This window comes from Pseudomonas sp. PA-5-4B (assembly GCF_021606215.1).
GTDB lineage: Bacteria > Pseudomonadota > Gammaproteobacteria > Pseudomonadales > Pseudomonadaceae > Aquipseudomonas > Aquipseudomonas edaphica.
In genome coordinates this window covers 39,249-63,864 of record NZ_WKDB01000015.1, presented here as the reverse complement: position 1 = coordinate 63,864, position 24,616 = coordinate 39,249, and the positions used below count along the sequence as shown (strand labels likewise).

Below are 24,616 nucleotides of genomic sequence, written 5' to 3'. Positions count from 1 at the left end.
GCGAGGTTTAAAAATGATGAAAACAGACGTAAACCGCGCCCAGTTCGAGGAGCGCTTCCCGGTCCCGAGCGGCATGTTCTGGGAGTCGAAGGTTGGCTCGGCAGGTGATTACATCGTGCAGTGCGTGGCTTGCTGCTCCGCTGATCGTGCCGCTCGTTATTGCGCTCGCTGGGAATCATGGCGGGCGTCTCGAGAAACTCTGCGAGTCAGCAATCCATTTCCTGCCGTGATGGGCGATCCGGATGCGTTGTGGGCTCGCGAAGTGTCGGAGAAGGCGCTTCGTGATCAGGGGCTGAGGGTGGTCGGATGATGAAGAAGTCCCACGGCCCGGCATTCCGCGCCGCCCAACTGGACCTGGCCAGGTGCCCGGCATGCCGTGGCAAGGCGTTGACCAAGGGTGTCTTCCACGAACTGCCTTGCGTTCAGTGCAACGCCTCGGGCTGGGTCACTGCCGAAACCGGTGAAGCGTTGCCTCTGGAGGTGCTGGTGACGCAGCTGAGCATCCGACTCCAGGCCGCAGATCATCAGCTTGCGCAGTTTCGCAAGTTGGCCCCGTCCGGGGCTTCCGCGCAGTACGAACAGAACAACCGCCGCGGCGCCGGCGGCACCAACTTCACAGGGGATTGAACCATGGCCTTCACACCGACATTTAAAGAGCGCACCGCCGAGGATCTGCTGGAGCACTGGGGCCGCTGGGTCGTGCTGGGCTCTGGCGTGTCCTGCTGCGCCTCCAGAGAGAATGATCTGCACCTGCCGATGATCACTGACGATGACGCATTGTTGATGGATGGATTGATTGGGCGTCTGCGAAATCGCTATCCAGAATCGGGCAACGTGATCATTGAGTACTACAGGTCTCGCAATATCGACTTGAAGACTGTGGGTACTCGACTGGGGTTTGGCTACGGCAAGACACAGGGCTTATGGAGGGCAGGTATCGCATGGATCGACGGGGCTTTAGATCTTCGCCGAAATGCCGCTTGACAGGATCGATTTGGATCTATAGTTTTTACGTTACTTTGCGGTTTTTCCGCGAGCAAAGCCCAGCATTAAATGTTGGGCTTTTTGCTTTTTGAAAAAGCTTAAACTCCAGCGATAACATATGGTCGGGCAACCAGTGTGCTGCCTTTCATGCAGAGTAGTGATGGTCTCTGCCGAATCCACAGATGGTCCAGACTTGCTCGTGAGCGGATAAGCGAAATCCTTACTCGTCGAATTTCTCAACGAGTATAAGAAATCTACAATAGATCTCTACAGGATGCGTATTGAGCAGTAACTGCGTATTTGCAAAAGTCGTGTGTATTAGCGCTGCTGGAGTGGATAAATTGATAATCTAAGCACGCCAGCTACTCTTAAATATTGGAATTACTTCTCATTCTTCGCGGAGCTAATCATTTTTCCGCCTTTGAGTTGGATATTTGAGTTGCTCACCCCTTTCAGGACCAATTCATATGGGTGGTCGGCCATTTTTTCTCTTTCTGCCCTGTTAAGTAGAAGTAGCTTTAGCACCTCCACATCCCGGTCGCTTGGGGATGCGCCAGCCTTGAGCCGTTTAATGTAATCGTCGGCATCGAAATATTTTTTAGCATCCTCCCTTAGTGCAAGAAGTACAGAGGATCTGAAGTTGGAGGTTCGGTAGATGTAAACTATAAATGCCGCAAGACTTATGTATAGGCCGATTATGCCGGTGACCGCTTTGTCTGTGAGTGTTGCTGAGGCAAATATATATATAAGTAAAATTCCTATATTGAAAAGTACAAACAAGTTGATCATTACTGCCTTTATTCTTCCTGAGCTAGACATTTGCTCCTGTATGGTTTTCTCAAGATTGTGTGTGCTCTCCTGCCGTTCCTGTATGCGTAGATGCTCGCGGCGATCCTTTAGGAGCTGAGATGGTTCCTGCTGAACTAAAAACGCAGATACGGCATTTTCAATTGTGATTCGTATTTTAGAGTCAACTGAATTGTTGATGGCGTTGGTTTCTTCGAGTTTTCTTGAAATTATTTCGGGAAGATTTCTTGCCAGTTGTTGTTCTAATTCGTCTTGGATAGCTTGTCTTTGGCTGGTGATATTTTTTTCATATAGGGCTTTTTGGATGTTGGCAACGTGGGTCTCCAAGTCTGTAATTCTTTCGCTCGACTTTGCTCCGGACTCTGGTTCAGAGTAAAAAAAGACTCTCATGATTTTTCTTAGTGTGCCGGTTCTTTCTAGTACAATTGCCAGTGTGATACAAAGTGCAATAAACATAGCTGCTGTTGCGAGTGCTGAAACAGCTGGGTATTTTTCTATCTGCAGAAGAAAGTCTATGATTGAAATTAGCGTGCTTTTTGTTTCTGGTACTGATCCAGATACCATTGAACCTTCGGAGTAATCCATTTTCCATTCCGTTGAGTGTGATTTATGTAAATCGAGAACTAATCGAGTTATCTTCTTCCATCATAGCAATTTGCCCTGTCTGTGGGTACAGCTACGTCTTCAATAGGCACAGGTTCGTCGCATGGAGTGAGCTAGGCTTCATCGTAGCTTTAAATTTTATGAGCGCATCATGACGCCTTCCAAAGCGATGTCGTTCGTGCAGAACTTCTATCTTTTTATGCCCGCCAGTTTGTCGGGAATTCTAATTGCGCTCCCAGCATTGGGGGACTGAGATGCCGAACATGGCAGATAAGCCAGACACCTGGGCATTGATGCTTGCGTGGCTGAGCCAGCATGCGCCGATCCTCTACCCGGCGGGACTGTCCTTCGCAGTGGCGGTGTTGCGCATTACCTACGGTGGCGGCTCGCGCCGCCAGATGCTGGTGGAAGGCGTGCTGTGTGGAGGTCTAACGCTGACTATCATCAGTGGCCTTGAGTTCTTCGGGCTGCCTCAGAGCATGGCAACCTTCGTTGGTGGTTGGGTCGGCTTCCTGGGTGTGGAGAAGATCCGTGCTATCGCTGATCGTGTGACTGACTTCAAACTCCCCGGCCGGAACGTCGAATGATGCGAGCTATACACCAAAATGGCGCGCTGCGGCCGGCCGGTTACCCTGGGGATCTTCGGAGGACACGGTTTTTTTATTTTCATTCGAAATCTAAGTCTTCGGCTCTGATCCCAGGAATTATTTCAGCAGAGCCATCTTCTAGGCGCAGCCTGATGTGAGGAGAGCCGCTCATTTCCTCGAATACCGTAAGGACGGTGGCAGTCTTGAGGAACAGGCGACCACTGTGGATTGTTTGGCTGGTTATGTGTACGCGCAAACCTGGCTTCACATCTTCGAATTTCATTTTAAATGGCCCCACTTGAGGTACTCAGGATGAACAAACTCAATAAAATCTCCATGCGGGCGTTGTACAAAAGAAACCACTGTCATCGCCAGGTGGCCTTGCAATTGCTCAAAGCAAGGTTGGCCTGCCTTGAGCAAAAACTGCATGCAATGAATGGTTCTACTTAACCCGCGCTTCTTTTGGGTAGGTGAAACCGGCCATTTCTTCTTGAAGTACGAAGCTCATATCCTCATAGCTCATGCCTCGGACTTGAGCTGGTGCCCAGCTGAACTTATGAATTAGGTAGAAGCGCACAGCGTCCATGCCTTCTAACGTTTTGTATTTTTCACGTTTTGCGATGTGGTCTCCATATACAGCTAGCCCATAAGCGATACCACCTTCAGCTTCATGCAGCCTCTTCCATATTTCATATTTTTCTTTCGCTGACACTGGAACCTCCTGGTTCAAATCCTTGGTATGGAGGATGGAGCCTATCAGCGGGCAGCGTGCGATCCAATCGTGTCGTATCACTCGTTGAGTCTTCGAAATCAAATTCATTCTAGGCGGTGCGTTTAATGACGAACGAACAACAGACATTGATAGAAATGCCGATCTGGATGGTGATCGTGCTGTCCCTGGTCGGCGGCATATCCGGCGAAGCATGGCGGGCTGACAAAGCGGGGGTAAGTGGCTGGTCCTTGATTCGCCGCTTGCTCCTTCGATCCGGTGCCTGTGTGGTCTGCGGGCTTTCCACCATGATGCTGCTGCACGCTTCGGGCATGTCGGTGTTGGCAGCGGGCAGCATCGGCTGCCTCACCGCGATGGCCGGTGCCGATGTCGCCATTGGGCTGTACGAACGCTGGGCCGCCAAGCGGTTGGGCGTGTGCGATGTGCCGCCCTCGGGCAGTGGTCAGGGTTGATGCCCTGGTGGCCTCTTAATACGAGGTCTGTAGAAAGTTGCACCGAAATAAAACGTCGACAGGTCGCCGGGGACCCTGGGGGTACCCGAGGGACACGGGGCATAGAACCCGCGGGAAAACGTTAGCCACAGGGTTTGAAAGTTAGTTGACAGCGGTTGACAGGTTGACAGGATTTGCGTGTAAAAAATCCTCGACAGCGCGTGCAACGTCAGTGATCTGGAAGCACAAAGATTTCGCTCGAGCCCCGCAAAAACTGGCACAGGCGCCTGTTTGTAGCGCATGGAAATTTAGCGAGACTCCTCAAATAAGCCACCAAAAATCGCTGTCAACATTGAAGGGTTAGTTGACAGAGTTAGTTGACAGGATTGGTTGACAGGATTGGTTGACGAGGTCGACCTGGTTTCAAAAGGGAGGCCGCATGACTTTTTTGACTCGCAAGCAGTATGGCGAGATGAAGGGATGGTCCAGACAGTACGTCGGGAAACTGATTCTGGCTGGGCGGTTGGTCTTGAACGAATCCGGATTAGTGGATGTTGGCGCTAGCGAGAAACTGCTTTCCAGTACCAGCGATCCAAGCAAGGCCGGGGTTGTCGCCCGTCATAAGCGTGAGCGCCCTCGCAAGGAAGCCCCTGCCGGCAGTGCAGCAGTCGTTACATTTCCGAGCATCGATGGATCTGCAATGCCACGAGTGGGTGATGAGCCTGACTTTCAAAAGTCTCGCGCAATGCGTGAGCATTATTTGGCACTGCAAGAGCAGGCTAACTTTCACCAGCAGCAAGGCTCGCTTGTCTTGCGTAAAGCTGTGGAGGACGGCGCATATAGCGCAGGGCGTCTGATACGCGACCAGTTGCTTGGCATCGTCGCGCAACTGGCGCCGGAGTTGGCCGTAATGACCGACCCGTGGAAAATTGAAAGACACCTGACGGCGGCCATCCGCCGCTCACTAGAAGACGCCGAACGAATTTCTTCAGCGGACCGAGAACACGCCCTGACTCCGAGTTGACCTTATGCTAGCGGAACACCCTGACGGTACAGAACTGTATCGCGAGGCGTATTTCCGTGGCTTGCGCCCGGACCCGGATGTTTGGGTGGATGAGTGGGCTGACGAGTTCATGCGTATCCCGCGTGATACCGGCGCCGCCGAGCCTGGCCAGTACCGCACCGCGCGAACACCGTACGCGCGTGAGCCGATGCGTTGCCTGTCGCCTGCCCACCCCTGCAAGCGGGTGGTGACAATGGTCGCATCCCAGTTGATGAAAACGCAGATTGGCCTGAACTGGATAGGCGGCCTGATTCATATGGCTCCGTCGAACATCCTTGCCTTGCTTCCCAGCCTTGGGTTGGCCAAGCGCGTCTCTTCCCGCATAGGCAAAACTATCAAAGCCACTCCAGTGTTGCGCGAGCGTGTCGCGGCCACCCGGTCACGCGATGCTCGCAACACCCTGGATACCAAAGAGTTTGAAGGCGGTACGTTGTATGTGACCACCGCGGGTTCGGCTGCGAACCTTTCGGAGTTGTCCGCACGCTACATCTACGGCGATGAGATTGATCGCTGGGAGACAGATCTCGGCGATGAGGGCGACCCCGTTGAGCTTGCAGAAACCCGGGGCAGCACCTTCGGCCGCAATGCCAAGTTCTACTTTTCCAGCTCGCCGACGATAAAGGGCGCGTCGCGCATTTCCGATCTTTTTGAGACCAGTGATCAGCGGTATTACTACGTGCCGTGTCCGAACTGCGGTCACCTGCAGGTTTTGGAATGGGAGCGCCTGCATTACTCCGAGGACTACAGCGTGGTGCACTACCAGTGCGCCGGCCCCGAATGTGATGTGCTCATTGAGGAGCATCACAAAGGTGAGATGTTGAGCAAAGGGGAGTGGCGAGCCTCCTCACAAGGCGATGGCGAGACCGTTGGCTTCAATCTCAACGCGCTTTACTCACCGCCCGGTTGGACGAGTTGGGCTTCGCTGGCCAAGCAGTTTGAAAAAGCAAAAAAGGCTCAGGCCAAAGGTGACCTGGAACCGATGCAAGTGTTCTACAACACCCGCTTGGCCAAGGTCTGGGACAACGCGCAAGAGCAAACCAGCGCTGATGTGCTACGCGATCGCGCTCGGTTGGAATCCTACAGCCTTGGCTCGGTACCTCACGGGGCGCTGATGTTGACCTGTTCGGTCGACACCCAGCATGACCGCCTTGAGCTCATGGTGATGGGCTGGGGTGTCGGCATGGAGCGCTGGGTGATCGATTACCAGGTGATCGCGGGCAACCCTTCGGATGAGCGAACCTGGTTGGCGCTGGATGAGCTGCTTAAGTCGCGCTATCGGCATCCCGGTGGTGCCGATCTGGCAATACTTGCCACGGCGGTCGACTCTGGTGGTAACCACCATGATGAGGTTTACCAATTCTGTCGTTTGCGTCGGTGGCGAAACGTGTTTGCGATCAAGGGCGCAAGCAAGTGGGGCAGGCCAGTGATTGCACAGCGACCATCCAAGGTTGATGTGACCTGGAAAGGCCTGACCGAGCGACACGGGGCGGAGCTTTGGTTCGTCGGTACTGATACGGCCAAGGACTGGATCTATAACCGCTACCTGGTTGAGGAAGGCCATGGCGCGCTGCATTTCGCCAATGATTTGCCAGATGATTTTTTTGACCAGTGTGTCGCTGAGCGCAAGGTGACCCGCTATGTCAAAGGCTATAAAAAAATCGAGTGGGTCAAAGGCAAAGCTGAGCGTAACGAAGGTCTCGACCTGATGGTGTACTGCCTGGCCATGGCCCATTACTTAGGCATCAATCGTTACCAGGAACACGATTGGGAGAGGGTAAGTCAGGCCGTGTTCAACGCGGGTATCGAAGCTGTTCAGAGCAAGCCAATTCAGGGGGAGCGTTTGAGCCGCTCAACGAACGCGCCGTCCTCGGCAGCACCTACGTTGCCGCAAAACGAACAACACGTTGCTCCCGTCGTCCAGGCGCGACCCGCTGCACCCCCTCAACGCCGCATCTCCACCAGCGGTTACCTGAAGAGACGCTGATATGTCGTTTACCCCGAAGCACCTCGAAGCCATCGAGCGCGCCATCGCACGCGGTGAAAAGACCGTGCGCTATAGCGACCGCACGGTGGAGTACCGCTCCATTGACGAACTGCTTAAAGCCCGCGACGAGATCCGCACGTCGCTGAGCAAAGCCGCTGGGCCTCGCTCTCGCGTCGTTCGGCTCTACCACGGAGGCAAGGGAATCTAATGGCCCGACATTATCCGACGCTAACCCGTAACGGATTCTTGCTGCCGTCGAACATCAAGGCCAGTTACGAAGGCGCCGGTGAGGGCCGACGTTCGGCCAGTTGGGAAGCCACCGACAACGGCATCAACAGCATCAACACGCCGGCTCTGCGCAACCTGCGGGCACGTTCGCGGGCGGCGGTGCGCAATGACCCGTATGCGTTCAACGTCATCGACAAGCGCGTCAGCAACCTGATTGGCACCGGTATCACGCCCAGGCCGACTACGGAGGACGCAGAGCTGCGCAAACTCCAGCAGCAGCTGTGGGATGACTGGGTGGACGAAGCGGATGCCGATGAACTGACCGACTTCTATGGCATGCAGGCCCTGGTAGCGCGCACCGTTGAAACCGCCGGTGAATGCTTCGTGCGGTTGCGACCACGCAGCCCCAGTGAGGGCTTGGCGGTGCCGCTGCAGCTGCAGGCGCTGGCCCCTGAATTTGTCCCTCACGATAAATTCGAGATGGCCAAAAACGGCAACGTGATCCGAGCCGGGATCGAGTTCAACCCGTCGGGCAAGCGTGTGGCGTACTGGATGTATCTTTCCCATCCGCGTGACTCGTCGTCGCTGAACGCCGGTTACAACCAGTTGGTGCGTGTACCGGCCACGCAGGTGCTGCACATCTTCGAACCCATGGAACCCGGGCAGTTGCGCGGCGTGCCTCGCTTGGCACCGGTCCTGAAGCGCCTGCGCAGCTTGGATAACTACGACGACGCGGTGCTGTTCCGGCAGGAAGTGGCGAACCTGTTCGCGGGCTTCATCAAGCGCCCGGCACCGGAGACTACGCAGCAGCCTCGCGATCCCGTTACCGGCATGCCATTGAACGTTGACCGCGACGGCTTCACGCCAATGGTCGCGCTGGAGCCCGGCACCATGCAGGAGCTGGGGCCAGGTGAAGAGGTGGAGTTCTCCAAACCACCGGACGCCGGTAACAACTACCCGGACTTCATGCGGCAGCAGCTGATGGCAGCGGCTGCGGGTTCGGGCACGCCTTACGAGATCCTCACCGGCGACATGCGCGAGGTCAACGACCGGGCGCTGCGGGTGGTGCTCAACGAGTTCCGGCGCCGCCTGGAGCAACTGCAATTCGGCGTTTATGTGCATCAGCTGTGCCGCCCGGTGCGTGCTGCCTGGCTGGACATGGCCGTGCTGTCCGGCGCCCTGGTGCTGCCGGACTACGCGCAACGTCGACGCGAATATCTGCGCACGCGTTGGGTGCCGCAGGGCTGGGCCTACATCCAGCCGGTGCAGGACGTTCAGGCGCGTCGGATGGAAGTGCAGGCGGGCTTTGGTTCGCGCAGCGAGATGTGTCTGCGCAACGGCTACGACGCGGAGACCATTGACGCGGAAAACGCCGCCGACCTCGCGCGGTCCACGGAACTCGGTCTCAACTACACCACGCTTGATGCCATCGAGCCGAATGACGACAAGGAACAATTATGAGTAAGAAAGCCAAGCCCCGTGTCTTTGACAAGGCGGGCAAGCAGGTCAAGGTTGCCGACAAAAGCTGGTACACCCTCCAGGCCAGCGGAGAAACCGAGCAACGCAACATCGAAATCTTCGTGTATGGCGAGATCGGCGCGTGGGGCGTCACCGCCAATCAGTTCGTTCAGGACCTGCGCGCCATGGATGACGGCGCGTCGCCTGTCACTGTTGCGTTCAACAGCATCGGTGGCGACCTGTTCGACGGCCTGGCGATCCACAATGCATTGTCACGCCTGGGAGAGCGCTGCACGGGTCGCATTGATGCCCTGGCGGCGAGCGCGGCCAGTGTCGCAGTGTGCGGCGCTCACCGAGTGGTGATCGCAGCCAATGCCATGTTGATGATCCACAACCCCTACACCTTTACCGGTGGTGATGCCGAAGACTTCCGCCGTGTCGCGGATGTGCTGGACCAGACCCTGGAAGCGATCATTGCGGCCTACAAGGCCAAGGCGCCGGACATCGACGAAGCCGAGCTGCGGCGCATGGTCAACGCTGAAACCTGGCTCACGGCCAACGAAGCGGTGGCACTGGGCCTGGCCGATGAGGTGGGCGACGGTTTGAAGGTCAGCGCCTGTCTCGGCCAGGGCAGTGTGCTGCAGCGTTTCCACCATGCCCCCGCCGAACTGCTCGCCCAGCTGGATGAAGAACCGGAAGTCGATCCGGCTGAGCCTGTCGATCCACCGGCACCGGCACCTGTATTGGACGCTGCCGGGCTAGCGCTGATGGTCACCAAGGGGTGTGCGGCAGCCGGCATCAGCAACCTGGTGGATCCGATACTCGCTGCGACGAAGTTGGAAAGCGAAGCCGTGATCCAAGCCGCGCTGACCAATGCCAAAGCCCTGCACGGCCTGTGCGTAGCAGCACGATTGCCAGAGCTGGCCGGCGAATTCATCAGCGCTGGCCTCGACGAAGCGGCAGTTCGCGCGCGGTTGTTCGACAAGCTGGTGAGCAGCGGCGGCGGTTTTGAGATCAATAACAGCCTGCCGCTGGATGATGACCCGGCCCAAACGGTCAAGGCCAAACAGGTAGACACCCACTCAATCTGGGCCACCCGTCAGGCGGCACAGAACGGAACCTCGAAAGGAGCAAGAGCATGAAAATTGAATCGATGCACGCGGGCGAGTTCCTGCTGTCCGAAGGCGCTGGCAACATCTCCCGCGAAGCGATCAACGTCGCCGCCGGTGCCGCCTTGGAGCCTGGTCAGATCCTCGGCCTGGTCACACTTACCGGCGAGTTCGCCCCGTATAAGCCGACCGCCGAAGACGGCACCGAAAACGCCATCGCGATCCTCTATGGGCCGCTGGGCGAATCGGATGTACCACGTCGCGGTCGCGCCATCGTGCGGCTGGCCGAGGTCAGCGAAGCACATTTGACCGGCCTTGATCCTGCTGCTGAAAAGGCCCTGGCTACCCACTTCGTGATCGTCCGCTAAGACGTTCACCCCCTTTTATTCATCCCGCTGCGTGCGGGATTTTTCGTTTCTGGAGAGTACCCATGGCCGATATCGCCATTTTTGAAGACGATGCATTCAGCGTTTCCTCGCTGACCGCTGCAATCAATGACCAGGAATACCTGCCGGGCCGCATCAGCAGCCTGGGACTGTTTCGCGAAGAAGGCATCAGCACGCTGACCGTGCAGATCGAGAAGGACGGCGACACCCTGGCGCTGGTGCCAGCGGGCGAGCGCGGTACCTCAGGCCTGGTGGTTGGCGGTACCAAGCGTCAACTGATCCCGTTCAACACCGTCCACCTGCCGGAACGCTTCACCATCAAGGCCGACGAGATCCAAGGCATCCGCGCCTTCGGTACCCGCAGTGAGTTGCAGGCCGTGCAGGACGTGGTCAACAAGCGCCTGGCGAAAGCGCGCCGCCAGTTGGATGCCACCCACGAGTTCCAACGCATGGGCGCGTTGAACGGCCAGGTACTGGACGCCGATGGCAAGACGGTCCTGTTGGACATTTATAAATCCTTCGGCGTGAATCGCCAGAAGCTTCAGATGGGCTTGAACAGTCCAGACACCGAGCTGCGGGTTAAATGCGGCGAAGCGTTGGACATGCAGGAGGAAGCACTCGGAAGCGTCACCAGCAGCGGCTCCCGCGCGATGTGCGGCAAGAACTTCTGGAACAAGCTCATCGTGCATAAGTCGGTCAAGGAGACCTACCTCAACACCATGCAGGCTGCGTCCCTGCGTGGCGATGCCCGTGAAAGCTTCGAGTTCGGCGGGATCGTCTGGGAGCGTTATCGCGGCAAGGTGGCCGGTGTTGCTTTCGTCCACGACGACAAGGCGCTGCTGATTCCCGAAGGTGTGCCGGATCTTTACATCTCGTCCTTCGCGCCGGCCGACTACATGGAAACGGTCAACACCCAGGGCATCCCGTACTACAGCAAGATCGAGCCGCTGCCGTTCAACAAGGGTGTCGCCGGTGAAGCCCAGTCCAACCCGCTGCACCTGTGCACGCGGCCTCGGGCGCAGATCCTGCTGGAGATGTGACCGTGGCCTTCCGCGAACTGATCGACGACATCGACGCGGTGGTGTTCGAAACACTGGGCGATACCGCACGGATCGAGGGCCGCGAAGAACCAGTACTCGGCATGTTCGCGGCGCCCTGGTTGCAGCCCAAGCTCGGCAAGCTGAACACCGGCTTGCGCGAGCCTCGGTTTGAAATCCGCGTCAGCGATTCGGAAGGCTTGAAGCGCGGGCTATTGGTCAGCATCGACTTGCCTGCTTTGGATGGCGGCGGCGATTACGACCTGCTGCAGCTGGAGCCGAGTGGCGACGGTCTGGTCGCCTTGATCCTGAGGTTACGCCCATGAGCATCGGTAGCTACTACAAGCCCTCGGCTGGCGGCGGCATGATCTCCATCCAGTCGTCAGCCGCAGACCTGCAGGCGTTTCAGGACTTTGCCAAGTTGGTGCCCAAGGCCGCTGCAACTGCTCACCGTCGAGCCATCAACAAGACACTGGGGTGGTTGCGCACGCATATCGCCCGGGCTGTTAGTCGGCAGGAGCGCATCGCTGTTGCGGCGGTGCGTCAACGGTTGCGCAGTTACCCGGTGTCCGGCGGGGCTTCGAGCGGCAAGCTGTGGTTTGGTTTGAACGCTATCGAGTCCAGCCGGATCGGCCGCGCTCGGCAGACCGGCAGCGGTGTGTCCGTGGCGGGGCGGCGGTATCAAGGTGCGTTTCTGAAGAAGGTTTACGGTAACAAGCCGGACATCTGGATCCGTGCCGCGAGCAAGCACTTCAACGCTGACGATTACCCTGACAGCACGGTGTCACCGGGACGCGGGCCGAGTTCGGGGTGGGTGGCGGAAAACGGCAGTCGCTTTCCGCTGGCAAAGGCGAAAGTCTCTCTGGAGCAAGCCCGTCCCCACTTTGAAAGCTGGGTACAGAAGGCCGATGAACGCTTACTGGAGATCCTGAAACAGGAACTCAACTTTGAGCTGCAGAAATACCTCAAGAGGATCGGGTAATGGCTGACGAACCTTTTAGTCTGGATCAGCTTTATCAGGCGATAGAGCAACACCTGTCGAGTCACCTGCCTGGAGTTCAGGCCGTAACTGCCTGGCCGAACATCGAAGACCGTATCGCGTTGCCGGCTGTGTTTCTGGAGCTGGCTGAGGTTGAACCGGGTACCGACATCGGCACGGGTGAAACCGTGTTGGTGTGCAAGGTCGAGGCACGCATCATTGTTGACCCGATTCATCCCCGGCATCAGCAACAGGCGGTGCAGTTGGCTACTCAGCTCGCAGTTCTACTGCGCGCACAGACTTGGGGGCTGGCGGTCGAGCCAGCAGAGTTCGTTCAGGCCTTGCAGGATTGGACCCAGCCGGCATTGGATGGCTACACGGTGTGGCTGGTGGAGTGGACGCAGCAAGTGTATGTCGGTCCCGAGGAATGGCCATGGCCTGACCAGCCGCCGGGCATGCTGTTGTTTGGCTTCAACAACGATGTCAAAGAGGACTTTGTGCCAGCGGAGGACATGTGAGCGGCTATGCCAGCGCCCAGCATGACCGCATGCTCGCCGGGGTGGTGAAGGATTGTTATGTGGTGGCGCTCGACCTGGCCGCATCGCCGCCGGTGTGCCGGGTGTCCGATGGCGAATGGGTCAGCGCCTGGGTGCGCTGGCACAGCATTGCTGCCGGCAAGGCCAGGCACTGGCGGGCGCCATCCATGGGCGAGCAGGGGACGTTGGTTAGTGCCAGCGGTGATGTGGCGCAAGGGACCTTCATCCCGGGCTTGTATGGCAATGCCGGCCCCCCACCGGATAACCGCGATCATGTGGAAGTCTGGCGCTTTGACGATGGCGGCTCACTGATCTACGACTGGCAGGCCAAGAGCTACAGCATCACGCTGCCGAGCGGAACGGTGACCATCAAAGTCGCCAGCACAGAGGCGGTGATCACGGACAGCGCCGTGAACGTGACCACAGGCAACATCAATTTGAAAGCAGCGGTGCTGATCGACGGTGCATTGCACGTTACAAAGGGCATCACCAGTGCCGGCGCGATCATTGATGCCGGTGGCAACAGCAATCACCACACGCATTAATTTCAATCCCCAACAGCCCGCCCAGTGCGGGTTTTTTTACACCTGGAGTTTGCCTTATGAGTAAGTCTCGAACTGATGGCGATTCGGCCGGGGCCGTCGAAGCGACTGCGGTTGTGGGCTTGAAGCCCGCGCCGCTTGGTATTCCCGCGACTGCTGACGCGGTGGAGTCCATCGGCCCCGCGCGTGTCTTTCGCGACAAGGTTTTCACCTCGCGAACACTGATCCTGCCCAGCGGCGAGACGCTTCCTGTTATTGCCGGTCGCGTCACCGCATGTGGCGATGATCAATATGCGTTCTTGAAAGCGCACCCGGATCTGGAGCAATTGAAGGAGTAATCACAATGATCGGAATGGACCGCCACACCGGCCAGCCCATTTCCGGCATCACGCACTTGCGCCAATCAGTTCCAGACATCTTGGGCACGCCGTTGGGCAGCCGTCGACATCGGCCGGAGTACGGCAGCAAGCTCCGGCGGTTTGTGGACCTGCCCGTTAACGAGGGCTGGAAAAGCGCTGTACAGGCGGAAGTCGCCCGCGCCCTGGGGCGTTGGGAGCCGCGTCTGAAACTGGATCAGGTGCGCGTCATTTCAGTTATCGGCGGGCAAATCAACCTGAAGATCGTCGGGCAGTACCTGGGCGATGCCGTCACGTTGGAGGTGGCCGTATGAGTATTGTGGATCTGTCTTCGTTGCCGGCACCGACCGTGTTGGAGCCCCTGGACTTCGAAGAGGTGTACCAGGAAGGGCTCAGCGTTTTTCGCGGGTATATGGGCGGCAACTGGACCGCCGCGCTTGAAAGTGATCCGGTGGTTAAAGTGCTGGAAGTCGGCGCTTACATCAAGGTCGGCAACCGCGCCCGGGTCAATGACGCCGGCAAGGCTGTACTGCTGGCACACGCGATACGCGGAGACCTCGATCACTTGGGGGCCAACGTCAATCTAAAGCGCCTGGTTATTCAGACTGCAGATCTGCTGGCGGTGCCGCCGGTGCCGGAGGTCAAGGAGGACGACGACCCGTTTCGAGAGCGCATTCAGTTGGCTTATGAGGGGCTGACTACCGCCGGACCGCGTAACAGCTACATCCTGCATGCGCGAAACGCGTCGGGGTTGGTGGCGGATGCCACGGCCGAAAGCCCTGCGCCTTGTTACGTGACGGTAACGGTGTTGGGGCTGGACGGGGAGGGCGTTGCTTCACCGGCTCTGTTGGCTACGGTGGCCGCCGCGCTGAATGACGAAAACGTACGGCCAGTGGGAGATCGGGTGACGGTGCAGAGCGCCCAGGTGATCCGTTACCAAATCAACGCGATCCTGCATATGACCAGTGCTGGACCCGAAGCCGATGCCAGTTTGGCCGAAGCAAAGAATCGATTAGCTGCCTGGATCAATCCGCGAAAGCGGCTTGGCGTCGAGGTGGCCCGCTCCGGTGTGGATGCGCAGCTGCACGTTGCCGGCGTTTCGCGGGTCGAGCTGATTGGATGGCAGGACCTGGCCCCGACCAAGGCTCAGGCGGCGTTCTGTACGGACTACACCGTGACGCTGGCGGGGTGATATGAAAAGCCTACTGCCGATCAACAGCACACAACTGGAACGGGCCATGGAGGCTACGTTTTTTGAGAAAACGATTGTCCCTCTGCGTGACCTCTATAACGCCGATACCTGCCCGGTGCATTTGCTGCCGCATCTGGCGTGGGCCTGGTCGGTGGATCGCTGGGATTATCGATGGACTGAGGCGACCAAGCGCGCCGCCATCAAGGCGTCTTACTACATCCATGCGCACAAAGGGACCATCGGTGCGTTGCGGCGTGTGGTCGAACCTCTTGGCTACCTGATCGAGATTATCGAGTGGTTCAAGATGGTGCCCGAGGGCATACCAGGCACCTTTGCGCTGAAAGTTGGCATCCTCGAAACCGGTATTACTGAAGAGATGTATGCCGAGCTTGAAAGGCTGATTGACGACGCTAAGCCGGTCAGTCGGCACTTGATCGGCCTGGCCATAAGCCTCGAAACCGTCGGGCATCTCAATGTTTTCGCAAGCTCTACTGATGGCGACGAGATTGACGTGTACCCGCCAGTTCTTCGCGACATCGTCACCACGGGGCGGATCAGCGCACCGGGACGCGAGCACACCGTCGACACCGTCAACGTATACCCGCCAGTACCAGGCGTCATCGTCCTGACATGCCACATAGGCGCCGCCGGTCGGGAACACTCCATCGACACACTGGATATCCACTCATGATTGATTCCAACTCTCAATTCTTTGCGATGCTCACCGCGATTGGTGAGGCCAAACAGGCCAACGCAGACGCTCTGGGCGTACCCTGGAAACTTACCGAGTTGGGTGTGGGAGATGCCAACGGCACCGACCCCATTCCTGACCGTGCACAAACGAAGCTCATTAACGAGCGTCGGCGCCGACCGTTGAACAAGCTCTCGGTGGATCCGGCCAACCCTAATATCATCGTGGCCGAGCAAATCATCCCGGCCGATGAAGGGGGCTGGTGGATTCGTGAGATCGGCCTGTATGACGCCGACGGCGCCTTAGTGGCTGTGGCGAACTGCGCGCCGAGTTACAAGCCGTTAATGTCCCAGGGCTCCGGTCGTACGCAAGTCGTCCGGATGAACTTCATTGTCTCCAGCGCAGCAAACGTTGTGCTGAAGATCGATCCGGCCGTTGTGCTGGCAACACGACAATACGTCGACGACTCAGTAAAAAATCTGGCGCCTATCGAGTCACCGGCCTTCAAAAAGGTGCCAACGGCTCCAACGCCGCCGCAATTTGACAGCACCACTAAGCTGGCGACAACTGAATATGTGCAGCGGGCGCTGGGGAGTTACTCAGGCCAGGTCAACTATGCCGGCGACCAGGTATTGACTGTTGATGACGTGGGTAGGCTGGTCAATTTTCCGCAGGCCTCGATCGCTACGCTGCCCCTAGCGTCGACAGCGGTACCTGGAGCGGTAATTACAATCGGTAGCTCTCTTTCGGGATCGGTCACTGTCAAGCCTCAAGGCGCGGACACCTTGACCAACTTACTGACGACTCCTGGGCCATTTATTATTCCGAAGGGCACCCTCGGCGTATTCCGCCGGCTACTGGGTGGGAGCGGGTGGAGTTTCGACAGCGGCGATGCATCCCTAAGGTTCTCGCCAGCGCTGTCGTCGTGGGAAACAAAACCGCCTTTCACGAAGGATAAAAGCCTAGCGACTACAGAGTTCGTTCAAAAAGCGCTCGGTTCTTTCTCGACGGCTCGGGGAGTCAACGCCTCGACAGTTCTAACGCTTGATGATGTAGGTGCCTCAATTGGATTAGGTGGCTTAGCGGCCTACACCGTCACGCTGCCACATGTAGACGATGTACCTGCAGGCGCTGCAATCGGGCTCCATTGTCGCAATGGGGTGGGTGTCACAGTCGCGAGTAAGACAGGTTCGCAGATCAGTCCCCAGGGTGCATTCCTTAGCCAAATCATTATGGCTGCTGGGGAGTCCGCGCTTTTGGTGAAAGAGGGTTCGGTGTGGTGTGTTTATGGCAGCGCGGCCTTGAAATACTCGTCGCAATTCGCTGCATCGCTCGGCACCAACGGTTATCAAAAGCTCCCCAGCGGGGATATCGAACAGTGGGGATTGGTTGTGAGCGTCTCGGCCGGCTCGGACACGGTAATTACTCTGCCAGTGGCGCTTTTGGAAGTGCCTAACAACATTCAGCTGACGTACGCCAACTTTACCAATGGTGAAAGCGTAGGCAGTTCGCCGGTATTGCAGGCGAGAAACAGCACGAAGGGAAGTATCACGGTGCGTAACCTATTAAACGGCAATGCATCATTCTTCTGGCGAGTGAGGGGTAAGGCATGACTGTCTTTTATAGTCCGATGTCCGGTTTTTTTTACGATGACGAAATCTGCACGTTTATTCCTGCTGATGCCCGTGAGTTTAGCGCAGAAGAGCGAGACTCGTTGTTAGCCGAAGAGAGTCGGGGGAAACGCTTGGTATGTGGCCCGGATAACTGGCCGATGCTGGTGGACGCGCCCGCCCAAACTGAAGAAGAGTTAGCGGAGATCGAGCGTTACTGGCGTTCGGCGCAGCTGACGGCCACCGACGGTGTGGTTACGCGTCATCGTGACGAGCAGGAGGATGGATCGGACCTCACGCTCACTGCCGAGCAGTACGCTGAGCTGCAAGCCTATCGACGTGCGTTGCGCCGTTGGCCTGAAGCCGGTCAGTTTCCTTTGAGGGAACATCGGCCCTCTGCTCCCGAATGGCTCTCAACACTTGCTCAATAGACGCCCTGCATAGGGCGTTTTCTTTAACGTTATACACAACAAGCACCACCCCATTACGGCCTCGCTCTTGCGGGGCTTTTTCGTTTCTGGAGATCGAGCCTTATGAGTTTCTTTCACGGCGTTACCACGACCGACATCAAGACGGGCGCGCGCACTATTTCGTTGCCGTCGTCTTCCATCATCGGACTGTGCGACACCTTTACCCCAGGTGGACTGGATGGGGGCACAGCCAAGGCCGGCGAGCTGAAGTTGATCACCACTGAGCGCGAAGCCATTGCCGCTTTCGGTGCAAATTCTGCAATCACCAAGGCGTGTAAAGCGATCTACACCAAGGCCAAGGCGGTGATCGTCGCTATTGGCGTGCCGAAGCTGGAAGACGCGGCGCTGCAAACCTCGGCGATTATTGGCGGCGTTTTGGCGTCGGGTCAGCGCACCGGCCTGCAGGCGTTGCTGGATGGTAAAAGTCTGTTCAACGCGCAGCCGCGGTTGTTGATCGCGCCGGGTCATACCGCCACGCAAGCAGTGGCTACCGCGCTCGATAGCCTGGCGCAGAAGCTGCGGGCTATCGGCATCCTCGACGGCCCGGGCACCACGGATGAAGCGGCGATGCTCTACGCCGATAACTTCGGCAGTCGCAACCTGTTCATGGTTGACCCAGGCGTTCAGTACTGGGACTCCGATCTCAGCAAGACGGTTGATGCGCCGGGTTCGGCCTGGGCGGCAGGCTTGTTTGCCTGGACCGATGCCGAATATGGATTCTGGGCCTCGCCGTCGAACAAGGAGTTCACCGGTATCACCGGCACGACCCGGGCTGTCGAGTACCTGGACGGCGACGAGACGTGCCGTGCCAACCTGCTGAACAACGCCAATATCGCGACGATCATTCGCGACGATGGCTATCGCTTGTGGGGCAACCGCACACTTTCGAGCGATCCGAAGTGGGCGTTCGTCACGCGCGTTCGCACGTTGTTCATCCTTATGGACGCAGTGCAGGCCGGCCACAAGTGGGCCGTGGACCGCTCGATCACCAAGACCTACGTCAAGGATGTGACTGACGGCCTGGACGCTTTCATGCGCGACCTGAAAGCCCAGGGCGCAATTATCAATTTTGAAGTCTACCCGGACACCGAGCTGAACACCGCAAGCCAGATCTCCCAGGGCAAAGTTTATTGGCGCATCCGCTTCACCGACGTGCCGCCAGCAGAAAACCCGAATTTCCTTTTCGAAGTCACCGATCAGTGGATGACCGAAGTTCTCGAAGCAGCCTAAGGGGCCTAGTCAATGATTCCTCAAACTTTGTTCAACACAAACCTGTTTGTCGACGGCGTGAATTTCGCCGGCGATGTGCCGACTTTGACGCTGCCCAAGCTGACGGTTAAGACCGATGAATATCGTGCCGGTGGCATGGCCGGTGCCATCGAAATGGCTCAAGGCCTGGAAAAAATGGAGGCGTCCTTCGTCACCAAGGGCGTACGTCGTGAGTCGTTGAAATACTTTGGTTTGGCTGATGGCACGGCATTTAACGCGACTTTCCGAGGGGCTTTCAGGGGGCAAAAAGGCGCAGTGACGGCGGTGGTCGCCACCCTGCGCGGCTTGCTAAAAGAGGTCGATTTGGGCGACTGGAAAGCCGGTGATCCGGCTGAGATCAAGCACGCCATTGCGCCGTCTTACTACAAGCTCGAAATCGACGGGCGCGTCATTTACGAAATCGACATGGTCGCGGGTGTTCAAGTCGTCGACGGTAAAGACCAGCTCGCTGACATCCGCGCCGCACTCGGCCTCTAAGGGAATAGATCCAAATGAATCAAGTAAACGCTAAGGAAGTACCGGCCTGGTTGTCGCTCAGCGCGCTCGCCGCTGTCGTGACGCTTACCCGGCCAAGCAATGCTAATGGTGTACTGGTCGAGACACTCACCTTGCGTGCCCCGGTCGTGCGCGAAGTACGGGCAGCCGACAAAGCGTCGAATGGCGACGAGGAACAGCGTGAGCTGATGTTGTTCGCCGGGTTGGCTGAGGTGGGCGTTAAGGATCTTGAAGGCCTCAAGCTGACTGACTATCGCCGTGTTCAAGCTGCGTATTCGCACCTGGTTCCCGAAACCGACTACACAGACGTGATGCCGTCTTGGTTGTTGGTGACCACCGATCAGGCCGTAGTGACGCTTTCCTGTCCGACTGAAATCAACGGGGTAGCGGTCGATAAATTGCCCCTGCGCTCCCCGACAGTAGGCGATGTGCGCGCGGCAAATCGTGACGCTGCCGGTGATGCCGAGCAGCGTGAGCTGGTGTTGTTTGCCTCGCTTGCCGGTGCGCCTATCGCAGATCTGGAGGGCCTGAAGTTGGTGGATTTTAACCGCCTGCAGGCCGGCTATTTTCGCATGGACCAAGACGACGGGATTTGATCCTGTCGTCATAAAAATGGCCGCGAAACGTCTGGCGGCGGAAACCGGATTTTCCGCCGCCGAGATTCTGTCGATGCCGTTTGCAGAAATGGTGTGGTGGCTCACGGAATGAGCCGCCTTCGATAAAACTACGCAAATGAGGGCCATGACATGGCGAACAAAATCGCCCTCGGGCTGGTGATCGGCGGCGCCGTCAGTTCGACCGTCGGTGCAGCGTTTAAAGATGTGACAGGGCGCATCAAGCGTCTTGAGGCGGAAGGCAACAAAGCGCGCGTTCTACAGCGCACTATCGGCGACACTATTCGCTTGCGTGATGAATGGAAGAAAGCCCATGACAGCGGCTCTGAGGGCGCATCCAAGCTGCTGGGGCGTTTGAACTCCAATCTGGACAGTTTGAAAAAGCAGGGCATTGAGGTCGGCCGGCTGGAAAAAGCCTATCGTTCAATGGGGCAGACCGCCAACAAAGCCGAGCTTAAGGCCCGGGGCCATCAGCAACTGGATGCTGGTAAAAACGGCATGAAAAGCACAGTCGGCGCTGCTGTCGTGGGTGTCGGTATGCTGGTTGTACCGACCAAGGTCAGTGCGGATTTTGGGGCCATTGTTCGTGACATCGCGATCAAGGCCGGCATTGCCAACAAGCCACAAGAAAAGGAAATGTCTCGCAAGATCATCGATACCTCGCGCGACACCGGCATGGCGCGCAACGATGTGGCCGACGTGGTTAACCAGTTGGTGAGCGCCGGTATGGAGTTGAGCAAGGCCCTGGAATATGCGCCAGTCGCGGCCAAGTTTGTCGTAGGGCAGGGATCTAACGGTGTCGACACGGCGAAGATGATCAACGCGCTGGGTCAAAACGCCAAGATCACTGACCCCAAGCAGATGCAGCAGGCTCTGGAAGCGATTGCCTACCAAGGGCAGGCGGGCAGCTTCGAAGCGGTCGACATGGCCAAATGGTTCCCTGAGCTATTGGCGAACATGGGCAGCCTCGGTATCACCGGCATTGATGCGGTGACGCAATTGGGTGCCATGCTGCAAGTGCAGATGAAATCTGCCGGCGGCGCCGATGAGGCAGCCAACAACCTCAAAAACTGGATGAGCAAAATCGGCTCAGGCGATACCGTCAAGGCGTATGCAAAGGCCGGTATCGACTATAAGGGCTCGATGCAGACCGGTTTGCAGAACGGTATGTCCACGCTTGAAACCAGCATGGCGTTGGCGCAGAAGTACATTCAAGCCACCGATCCGAAGCGCGCGGCGGCGATGGCCGAAGCCACGGCGAAAATCAGCAAGGAGTCTGACCCGGAGAAAGCCAAGGCCATGATGGCCTCGCTGGAGGAATCCTTGCGCACCGGCGACCTGTTCGCTGACATGCAGGTGAAGGCCGCGCTTTCTGCCTATATGCAGAACAAGGCGTTGTACAGCCAGCTCAAAAACGATTCGCGTGATGCGACGGGCATCCTCGACAAGAACCTCAGCGAGCGGCGCGAGGCGTCTTCGCAGAAGTGGGCCGAGATGGCTCAGTCGATGGATGACGCCATGCGAAGTGTCGGGGATGCCCTGCGTCCGGTCACGGACACCGTGGCTGAAGCGTTGACCAAAGTCACCAAGGGTATTACCTCGCTGTCTGACAGCGCGCCCGGGGTGGTGACGGGCATCGCGGCGGTGGGTGGCGGACTTGTCGCACTGAAGGGGCTGCTTAGTTCCTTCAAAATTGCTAAAGGTTTACTCAACGTTGCGCGGGGCTCGCTGGGTGGCAAGTCCGGGGAAGTGCAAAAAGTCTTTGTGACGAACGCCCCGGATGGTGGCAGTGGTGATGGCAAGGGTAGCGAGCCCAAGGGGAAGGCCGGTAAAGCCCTGTCTTTGGTTGAGACCGGGCTCAAGGCCGTTGCCGCTCTCAAGGGTGACTCAACCGATAGCGAAGGTAAGGATGATAAGAAGCCCGGGAAGTTGGACATTGTCGCGACGGGCCTTAAGGTTGTTTCCCTGGCTAAAGAGGCTGTGTCTGGTGATGACCATGCCGCTAAGACTAACGATTCGGCGGCTGGTGAGGACGGGGTTCAAAGGGTTTTCGTCGTAAATGCGAGTGCAATGGGCGGATCTACTGGAGGCCCAGGCGAAATACGTCGGCGTGGTCGCGGTTCAAGGCGTAATCCTCCACGTCGTCGGCCTACAACGTCTCGTGCAGGCGGTGCGCCACGACCTTCAGTGTCGGCGCCACGCCCACCTGTGCCACGGACTCCAGTACCTGTACCGGCGCCACGGCCGCCAGTGCCACGGCCTCCGGCACCTATGCCGTTGCCACGTCCGTCAGTGCTACGGCCTCCGGCACCTATGCCGGTGCCACGTCCGTCAGTGCCACGGCCTTCGGCACCTATGCCGGTGCCACGTCCGTCAGTGCCAAGGCCTCCAGCACCTGTGCCGGTGCCACGTCCATCAGTGCCACGGCCTCCGGCACCTGTGCCGGTGCCGCGACCGTCAGTGCCACGGACTCCAGCACCTGTGCAGGTGCTGCGCCCGTCATTGCCGAGGCCCCCGGTGCTTGTTCCAAGTCCACCAGTTTTGCCGCCCTCGGTGTCTGTCCCGACTATCTCAGTACCACGCCCTACGGTGCTGGTCCCGCACTCGCCGATCCCTCCGGTTCAAGTGCCTGGCGGCGCATTGTCCAAACTGGGCGGGGTAGTGCAAGCGGTCGGCAAGATCGGCAAAGCTGCCAAGATGATACCTGGTGGCTCGCTGATGGAGGCCGGCGCCATGGCTTTCGACACCTATGAGAACGCCAAGACCAAGGACGAAAAGGCCGAGGGTTACGGCGCCGCCGCCGGCAATCTTGCCGGCACCATGGCCGGGGCTGCTGCCGGTGCTGCTATTGGCTCGGTGGTGCCGATTATTGGTACCGCCATTGGCGGGCTTTTAGGCGCTTACCTGGGCAGCATGGGTGGTTCGGCGCTGGGCCGAGCTGCAGGTAAGTCGTGGTTTGGAGGTGAGGATGAAAGGCCCGCGCCTCCGGTGACGCCTCCGGTGACGCCTTTGCTGATGGCGCCTCGACCGGGGCCAGCCATTCCAAGCTTGGCGACCATGGGCAAGTCATTCAATGGCGCAAACGGTTCGGGTGCTCTGCTGATGGCTCCTGCACCGCAAGCGCCGGTGCTGGGTGATGTTGCACGCTCTCTGGCTGTGGCGGTACCGAGCAGGCCGGCGGCTGTGGCGATTCAGCCCAAAGAGCCGGAGAAGCCTGTACCTGCCAAAGTGGACCAGAAATTTGAATACTCACTGAGCATGCCGGTCACGGTGCAAGGGGATGTGAAAGACCCGCAACGCTTGGCGCAAGACCTCATGCCGCATATGCGGCTAATGATGGCGGACGCGGCGAGACAAAACGCCGCGAAGCTGTACGACGAACCGCACCTGTAAGGAGGTCCTATGGCTTATATGGAACAGATGCAGTCGGGCCTCAAGTACCTGGTGGAAGCGGGGGAGGCAGGCAGACGTAGTGCCGACGGCATGCTTGGGCCGGTCAACGGCGCAATCAGAGAATTAACCGGCGCCGCGTCGGAGCTGGAAAACATCACGTTCGTGGGGCCGGCTGTCGGTGCCAAGCTACAAAGGGTAATGCGCGGTGTGGATGCAGCGCAGGCCAAGGTCGGCCAGGTGGTGGCTGTGTACGGCCGCGCGACACGGGCGGCCACCGAAGTGCAGGACCGGATGGGCGCCCTGAAGGAACAGGCGGGCAGGGCGGCGACGGCGATTAACAACATCGCCGGCAAGGTCAGCCCGTCGTTGGCGAACATCGTGCCCACCAGTGCCTTTGCCGTGGATGCCACGCCGGCACCGGAAGCGGTGAAGCCGTTCCCGCACTTGCTGATCATCCAGCCCCGTGACCCCAAGGTTCAGCCGTACTACTTCAACCTGGACACGGCCGCGTTCGATGAGCTGAGCCGCTCGACCGAATTCCGCTGGGCTTCTCAAGAGCGACTGTCTCGGCGCCCAGCGCAGCAGGCCGTGGGCATCGGCGAGGAAAAACTCACTCTCAAGGGGACGATTTACCCAGGCTTCAAGGGCGGCCTCAAGCAGCTCGATACGCTACGCACCATCGGCGGCAAGTTGCAGCCGCTGACCCTGACCACAGGTTATGGCGAAGTGATCGGGACTTGGTGCCTGAAATCGATCAACGAGGAACAGGGCGCTCTGCTGCACGGCGGTATTCCCCGTAAACAAGGGTTCACTCTGGAGTTTGCGCGCTATGGCGACGACATGCAGAACGTCTGACGGAGACATGCTTGATGTCATTTGTCATAACGTTTACGGCCATCTAAACGGCAGCGTTGAGTCGGTGCTTGATGCCAATCAGGGGTTGGCAGACGAGCCCCAGCCTTACCGCACGGGGGTGGTGATCGTTCTGCCGGATCTGCCAAGCCCGACCGAGGAGGGTATTAGTTTGTGGGATTGAGCCCGAACCACTCCGCCAGGATCCCG

31 protein-coding genes and 1 pseudogene are annotated in these 24,616 nt (G+C 58.2%); 29 read left to right on the top strand and 3 right to left on the bottom strand.

Annotated elements, in window-relative coordinates:
- Nucleotides 1–13 precede the first annotated feature (13 nt).
- The 3 genes from GIW28_RS09795 to GIW28_RS09785 are packed head-to-tail and all read left to right on the top strand — an operon-like array spanning nucleotide 14 to nucleotide 984.
- The gene (locus GIW28_RS09795) at nucleotides 14–310 is read left to right on the top strand and encodes a hypothetical protein (RefSeq protein ID WP_236446879.1); all 297 of its coding nucleotides are present in this window, start codon (nucleotides 14–16) and stop codon (nucleotides 308–310) included.
- Nucleotides 310–627: a hypothetical protein gene (locus tag GIW28_RS09790; protein ID WP_236446942.1), complete on the top strand. Its 318-nt coding sequence runs from the start codon at nucleotides 310–312 to the stop codon at nucleotides 625–627. Before GIW28_RS09795 ends, GIW28_RS09790 begins: the two co-directional genes overlap by 1 nt.
- Before the next feature lie 3 nt (nucleotides 628–630).
- A complete protein-coding gene (locus GIW28_RS09785) occupies nucleotides 631–984 on the top strand; it encodes an antitermination protein Q (protein ID WP_236446878.1) in 354 nt (117 codons plus the stop codon).
- A gap of 381 nt (nucleotides 985–1,365) precedes the next feature.
- On the opposite strand, the gene GIW28_RS09780 is transcribed toward GIW28_RS09785, so the two are convergent.
- Complete coding sequence (locus tag GIW28_RS09780) at nucleotides 1,366–2,376, bottom strand: hypothetical protein (protein WP_236446876.1); 1,011 nt, start codon at nucleotides 2,374–2,376, stop codon at nucleotides 1,366–1,368.
- A 272-nt stretch (nucleotides 2,377–2,648) separates the two neighbouring features.
- Here GIW28_RS09780 and GIW28_RS09775 point away from each other — a divergent pair, with 272 nt between their 5' ends.
- The gene (locus tag GIW28_RS09775) at nucleotides 2,649–2,981 is read left to right on the top strand and encodes a phage holin, lambda family (RefSeq protein WP_236446874.1); all 333 of its coding nucleotides are present in this window, start codon (nucleotides 2,649–2,651) and stop codon (nucleotides 2,979–2,981) included.
- A 79-nt stretch (nucleotides 2,982–3,060) separates the two neighbouring features.
- Here the strand turns inward: GIW28_RS09775 and GIW28_RS09770 are convergent, their stop codons facing one another.
- Nucleotides 3,061–3,264, bottom strand: coding sequence for a hypothetical protein (locus GIW28_RS09770; RefSeq protein WP_236446872.1), 204 nt, complete (start codon nucleotides 3,262–3,264; stop codon nucleotides 3,061–3,063).
- A gap of 159 nt (nucleotides 3,265–3,423) precedes the next feature.
- Nucleotides 3,424–3,693 (bottom strand): hypothetical protein, encoded by a 270-nt coding sequence (locus GIW28_RS09765; protein ID WP_236446870.1) that lies wholly within the window; start codon nucleotides 3,691–3,693, stop codon nucleotides 3,424–3,426.
- Nucleotides 3,694–3,818: 125 nt separating this feature from the next.
- Between GIW28_RS09765 and GIW28_RS09760 the strand changes: the two genes are divergently transcribed.
- From GIW28_RS09760 to GIW28_RS09640, 25 genes and pseudogenes are all read left to right on the top strand, one after another.
- Nucleotides 3,819–4,163, top strand: a complete 345-nt coding sequence (locus GIW28_RS09760; RefSeq protein ID WP_236446868.1) for a phage holin family protein — start codon at nucleotides 3,819–3,821, stop codon at nucleotides 4,161–4,163.
- 418 nt (nucleotides 4,164–4,581) lie between these two features.
- Nucleotides 4,582–5,166, top strand: a complete 585-nt coding sequence (locus GIW28_RS09755; protein ID WP_236446867.1) for a terminase small subunit — start codon at nucleotides 4,582–4,584, stop codon at nucleotides 5,164–5,166.
- Between the two features lie 4 nt (nucleotides 5,167–5,170).
- Nucleotides 5,171–7,189 (top strand): phage terminase large subunit family protein, encoded by a 2,019-nt coding sequence (locus GIW28_RS09750; protein WP_236446865.1) that lies wholly within the window; start codon nucleotides 5,171–5,173, stop codon nucleotides 7,187–7,189.
- Nucleotide 7,190: 1 nt separating this feature from the next.
- Complete coding sequence (locus GIW28_RS09745; protein WP_236446862.1) at nucleotides 7,191–7,397, top strand: phage head-tail joining protein; 207 nt, start codon at nucleotides 7,191–7,193, stop codon at nucleotides 7,395–7,397.
- On the top strand, nucleotides 7,397–8,878 hold the full coding sequence (locus GIW28_RS09740) for a phage portal protein (RefSeq protein ID WP_236446860.1): 1,482 nt from the start codon (nucleotides 7,397–7,399) through the stop codon (nucleotides 8,876–8,878). The genes GIW28_RS09745 and GIW28_RS09740 overlap by 1 nt, the downstream gene beginning before the upstream one ends.
- Nucleotides 8,875–10,017, top strand: coding sequence for a head maturation protease, ClpP-related (locus GIW28_RS09735; RefSeq protein WP_236446858.1), 1,143 nt, complete (start codon nucleotides 8,875–8,877; stop codon nucleotides 10,015–10,017). Before GIW28_RS09740 ends, GIW28_RS09735 begins: the two co-directional genes overlap by 4 nt.
- Nucleotides 10,014–10,352 (top strand): head decoration protein, encoded by a 339-nt coding sequence (locus GIW28_RS09730; RefSeq protein WP_065929222.1) that lies wholly within the window; start codon nucleotides 10,014–10,016, stop codon nucleotides 10,350–10,352. The genes GIW28_RS09735 and GIW28_RS09730 overlap by 4 nt, the downstream gene beginning before the upstream one ends.
- 62 nt (nucleotides 10,353–10,414) lie before the next feature.
- Entirely contained in the window at nucleotides 10,415–11,410 is a 996-nt protein-coding gene (locus tag GIW28_RS09725) for a major capsid protein (RefSeq protein WP_099489030.1), read from the top strand.
- Nucleotides 11,411–11,412: 2 nt separating this feature from the next.
- Entirely contained in the window at nucleotides 11,413–11,733 is a 321-nt protein-coding gene (locus tag GIW28_RS09720; protein ID WP_069552403.1) for a head-tail joining protein, read from the top strand.
- Complete coding sequence (locus GIW28_RS09715; protein WP_236458918.1) at nucleotides 11,730–12,389, top strand: phage tail protein; 660 nt, start codon at nucleotides 11,730–11,732, stop codon at nucleotides 12,387–12,389. Before GIW28_RS09720 ends, GIW28_RS09715 begins: the two co-directional genes overlap by 4 nt.
- Nucleotides 12,389–12,904: a hypothetical protein gene (locus GIW28_RS09710; protein WP_236446584.1), complete on the top strand. Its 516-nt coding sequence runs from the start codon at nucleotides 12,389–12,391 to the stop codon at nucleotides 12,902–12,904. The genes GIW28_RS09715 and GIW28_RS09710 overlap by 1 nt, the downstream gene beginning before the upstream one ends.
- Nucleotides 12,905–12,933: 29 nt before the next feature.
- The gene (locus GIW28_RS09705; protein ID WP_236446593.1) at nucleotides 12,934–13,467 is read left to right on the top strand and encodes a phage baseplate assembly protein V; all 534 of its coding nucleotides are present in this window, start codon (nucleotides 12,934–12,936) and stop codon (nucleotides 13,465–13,467) included.
- Between the two features lie 56 nt (nucleotides 13,468–13,523).
- Complete coding sequence (locus GIW28_RS09700; protein WP_236446582.1) at nucleotides 13,524–13,802, top strand: hypothetical protein; 279 nt, start codon at nucleotides 13,524–13,526, stop codon at nucleotides 13,800–13,802.
- A gap of 5 nt (nucleotides 13,803–13,807) precedes the next feature.
- Nucleotides 13,808–14,134 (top strand): GPW/gp25 family protein, encoded by a 327-nt coding sequence (locus GIW28_RS09695; RefSeq protein ID WP_236446580.1) that lies wholly within the window; start codon nucleotides 13,808–13,810, stop codon nucleotides 14,132–14,134.
- Entirely contained in the window at nucleotides 14,131–15,012 is an 882-nt protein-coding gene (locus GIW28_RS09690; RefSeq protein ID WP_236446578.1) for a baseplate assembly protein, read from the top strand. The genes GIW28_RS09695 and GIW28_RS09690 overlap by 4 nt, the downstream gene beginning before the upstream one ends.
- Nucleotide 15,013: 1 nt before the next feature.
- Complete coding sequence (locus GIW28_RS09685) at nucleotides 15,014–15,703, top strand: phage tail protein I (RefSeq protein WP_065929230.1); 690 nt, start codon at nucleotides 15,014–15,016, stop codon at nucleotides 15,701–15,703.
- Complete coding sequence (locus GIW28_RS09680) at nucleotides 15,700–17,316, top strand: phage tail protein (protein WP_236446576.1); 1,617 nt, start codon at nucleotides 15,700–15,702, stop codon at nucleotides 17,314–17,316. The genes GIW28_RS09685 and GIW28_RS09680 overlap by 4 nt, the downstream gene beginning before the upstream one ends.
- Nucleotides 17,313–17,744 carry a phage tail assembly chaperone gene (locus GIW28_RS09675; protein WP_236446574.1) on the top strand — a complete coding sequence of 144 codons (432 nt, stop codon included), beginning with the start codon at nucleotides 17,313–17,315 and terminating at the stop codon, nucleotides 17,742–17,744. Before GIW28_RS09680 ends, GIW28_RS09675 begins: the two co-directional genes overlap by 4 nt.
- A gap of 102 nt (nucleotides 17,745–17,846) precedes the next feature.
- Nucleotides 17,847–19,013 carry a phage tail sheath subtilisin-like domain-containing protein gene (locus tag GIW28_RS09670; RefSeq protein WP_065929232.1) on the top strand — a complete coding sequence of 389 codons (1,167 nt, stop codon included), beginning with the start codon at nucleotides 17,847–17,849 and terminating at the stop codon, nucleotides 19,011–19,013.
- A 12-nt stretch (nucleotides 19,014–19,025) separates the two neighbouring features.
- Entirely contained in the window at nucleotides 19,026–19,529 is a 504-nt protein-coding gene (locus GIW28_RS09665) for a phage major tail tube protein (protein WP_236446572.1), read from the top strand.
- Nucleotides 19,530–19,543: 14 nt separating this feature from the next.
- Nucleotides 19,544–19,819: pseudogene (locus tag GIW28_RS09660) on the top strand (phage tail assembly protein); the annotation flags it as partial.
- A 39-nt stretch (nucleotides 19,820–19,858) separates the two neighbouring features.
- A complete protein-coding gene (locus GIW28_RS09655; RefSeq protein WP_236446592.1) occupies nucleotides 19,859–20,143 on the top strand; it encodes a phage tail assembly protein in 285 nt (94 codons plus the stop codon).
- Nucleotides 20,144–20,293: 150 nt separating this feature from the next.
- Nucleotides 20,294–23,554 (top strand): phage tail tape measure protein, encoded by a 3,261-nt coding sequence (locus GIW28_RS09650; RefSeq protein ID WP_236446570.1) that lies wholly within the window; start codon nucleotides 20,294–20,296, stop codon nucleotides 23,552–23,554.
- Between the two features lie 9 nt (nucleotides 23,555–23,563).
- Nucleotides 23,564–24,409: a phage tail protein gene (locus tag GIW28_RS09645; RefSeq protein WP_236446569.1), complete on the top strand. Its 846-nt coding sequence runs from the start codon at nucleotides 23,564–23,566 to the stop codon at nucleotides 24,407–24,409.
- Nucleotides 24,384–24,590 (top strand): tail protein X, encoded by a 207-nt coding sequence (locus GIW28_RS09640; protein ID WP_236446567.1) that lies wholly within the window; start codon nucleotides 24,384–24,386, stop codon nucleotides 24,588–24,590. The genes GIW28_RS09645 and GIW28_RS09640 overlap by 26 nt, the downstream gene beginning before the upstream one ends.
- Nucleotides 24,591–24,616 lie beyond the last annotated feature (26 nt).

What these genes read in the sequence shown, in the direction of transcription:
- GIW28_RS09795 (WP_236446879.1), top strand. Translation starts at nt 14, where the DNA reads ATGATGAAAACAGACGTAAACCGCGCCCAGTTCGAGGAGCGCTTCCCG.
- GIW28_RS09790 (WP_236446942.1), top strand. Translation starts at nt 310, where the DNA reads ATGAAGAAGTCCCACGGCCCGGCATTCCGCGCCGCCCAACTGGACCTG.
- GIW28_RS09785 (WP_236446878.1), top strand. Translation starts at nt 631, where the DNA reads ATGGCCTTCACACCGACATTTAAAGAGCGCACCGCCGAGGATCTGCTG.
- GIW28_RS09780 (WP_236446876.1), bottom strand. Translation starts at nt 2,376, where the DNA reads ATGGATTACTCCGAAGGTTCAATGGTATCTGGATCAGTACCAGAAACA.
- GIW28_RS09775 (WP_236446874.1), top strand. Translation starts at nt 2,649, where the DNA reads ATGCCGAACATGGCAGATAAGCCAGACACCTGGGCATTGATGCTTGCG.
- GIW28_RS09770 (WP_236446872.1), bottom strand. Translation starts at nt 3,264, where the DNA reads ATGAAATTCGAAGATGTGAAGCCAGGTTTGCGCGTACACATAACCAGC.
- GIW28_RS09760 (WP_236446868.1), top strand. Translation starts at nt 3,819, where the DNA reads ATGACGAACGAACAACAGACATTGATAGAAATGCCGATCTGGATGGTG.
- GIW28_RS09755 (WP_236446867.1), top strand. Translation starts at nt 4,582, where the DNA reads ATGACTTTTTTGACTCGCAAGCAGTATGGCGAGATGAAGGGATGGTCC.
- GIW28_RS09750 (WP_236446865.1), top strand. Translation starts at nt 5,171, where the DNA reads ATGCTAGCGGAACACCCTGACGGTACAGAACTGTATCGCGAGGCGTAT.
- GIW28_RS09745 (WP_236446862.1), top strand. Translation starts at nt 7,191, where the DNA reads ATGTCGTTTACCCCGAAGCACCTCGAAGCCATCGAGCGCGCCATCGCA.
- GIW28_RS09740 (WP_236446860.1), top strand. Translation starts at nt 7,397, where the DNA reads ATGGCCCGACATTATCCGACGCTAACCCGTAACGGATTCTTGCTGCCG.
- GIW28_RS09735 (WP_236446858.1), top strand. Translation starts at nt 8,875, where the DNA reads ATGAGTAAGAAAGCCAAGCCCCGTGTCTTTGACAAGGCGGGCAAGCAG.
- GIW28_RS09730 (WP_065929222.1), top strand. Translation starts at nt 10,014, where the DNA reads ATGAAAATTGAATCGATGCACGCGGGCGAGTTCCTGCTGTCCGAAGGC.
- GIW28_RS09725 (WP_099489030.1), top strand. Translation starts at nt 10,415, where the DNA reads ATGGCCGATATCGCCATTTTTGAAGACGATGCATTCAGCGTTTCCTCG.
- GIW28_RS09715 (WP_236458918.1), top strand. Translation starts at nt 11,730, where the DNA reads ATGAGCATCGGTAGCTACTACAAGCCCTCGGCTGGCGGCGGCATGATC.
- GIW28_RS09710 (WP_236446584.1), top strand. Translation starts at nt 12,389, where the DNA reads ATGGCTGACGAACCTTTTAGTCTGGATCAGCTTTATCAGGCGATAGAG.
- GIW28_RS09705 (WP_236446593.1), top strand. Translation starts at nt 12,934, where the DNA reads ATGCTCGCCGGGGTGGTGAAGGATTGTTATGTGGTGGCGCTCGACCTG.
- GIW28_RS09700 (WP_236446582.1), top strand. Translation starts at nt 13,524, where the DNA reads ATGAGTAAGTCTCGAACTGATGGCGATTCGGCCGGGGCCGTCGAAGCG.
- GIW28_RS09695 (WP_236446580.1), top strand. Translation starts at nt 13,808, where the DNA reads ATGATCGGAATGGACCGCCACACCGGCCAGCCCATTTCCGGCATCACG.
- GIW28_RS09690 (WP_236446578.1), top strand. Translation starts at nt 14,131, where the DNA reads ATGAGTATTGTGGATCTGTCTTCGTTGCCGGCACCGACCGTGTTGGAG.
- GIW28_RS09685 (WP_065929230.1), top strand. Translation starts at nt 15,014, where the DNA reads ATGAAAAGCCTACTGCCGATCAACAGCACACAACTGGAACGGGCCATG.
- GIW28_RS09680 (WP_236446576.1), top strand. Translation starts at nt 15,700, where the DNA reads ATGATTGATTCCAACTCTCAATTCTTTGCGATGCTCACCGCGATTGGT.
- GIW28_RS09675 (WP_236446574.1), top strand. Translation starts at nt 17,313, where the DNA reads ATGACTGTCTTTTATAGTCCGATGTCCGGTTTTTTTTACGATGACGAA.
- GIW28_RS09670 (WP_065929232.1), top strand. Translation starts at nt 17,847, where the DNA reads ATGAGTTTCTTTCACGGCGTTACCACGACCGACATCAAGACGGGCGCG.
- GIW28_RS09665 (WP_236446572.1), top strand. Translation starts at nt 19,026, where the DNA reads ATGATTCCTCAAACTTTGTTCAACACAAACCTGTTTGTCGACGGCGTG.
- GIW28_RS09655 (WP_236446592.1), top strand. Translation starts at nt 19,859, where the DNA reads ATGCCGTCTTGGTTGTTGGTGACCACCGATCAGGCCGTAGTGACGCTT.
- GIW28_RS09650 (WP_236446570.1), top strand. Translation starts at nt 20,294, where the DNA reads ATGGCGAACAAAATCGCCCTCGGGCTGGTGATCGGCGGCGCCGTCAGT.
- GIW28_RS09645 (WP_236446569.1), top strand. Translation starts at nt 23,564, where the DNA reads ATGGCTTATATGGAACAGATGCAGTCGGGCCTCAAGTACCTGGTGGAA.
- GIW28_RS09640 (WP_236446567.1), top strand. Translation starts at nt 24,384, where the DNA reads ATGGCGACGACATGCAGAACGTCTGACGGAGACATGCTTGATGTCATT.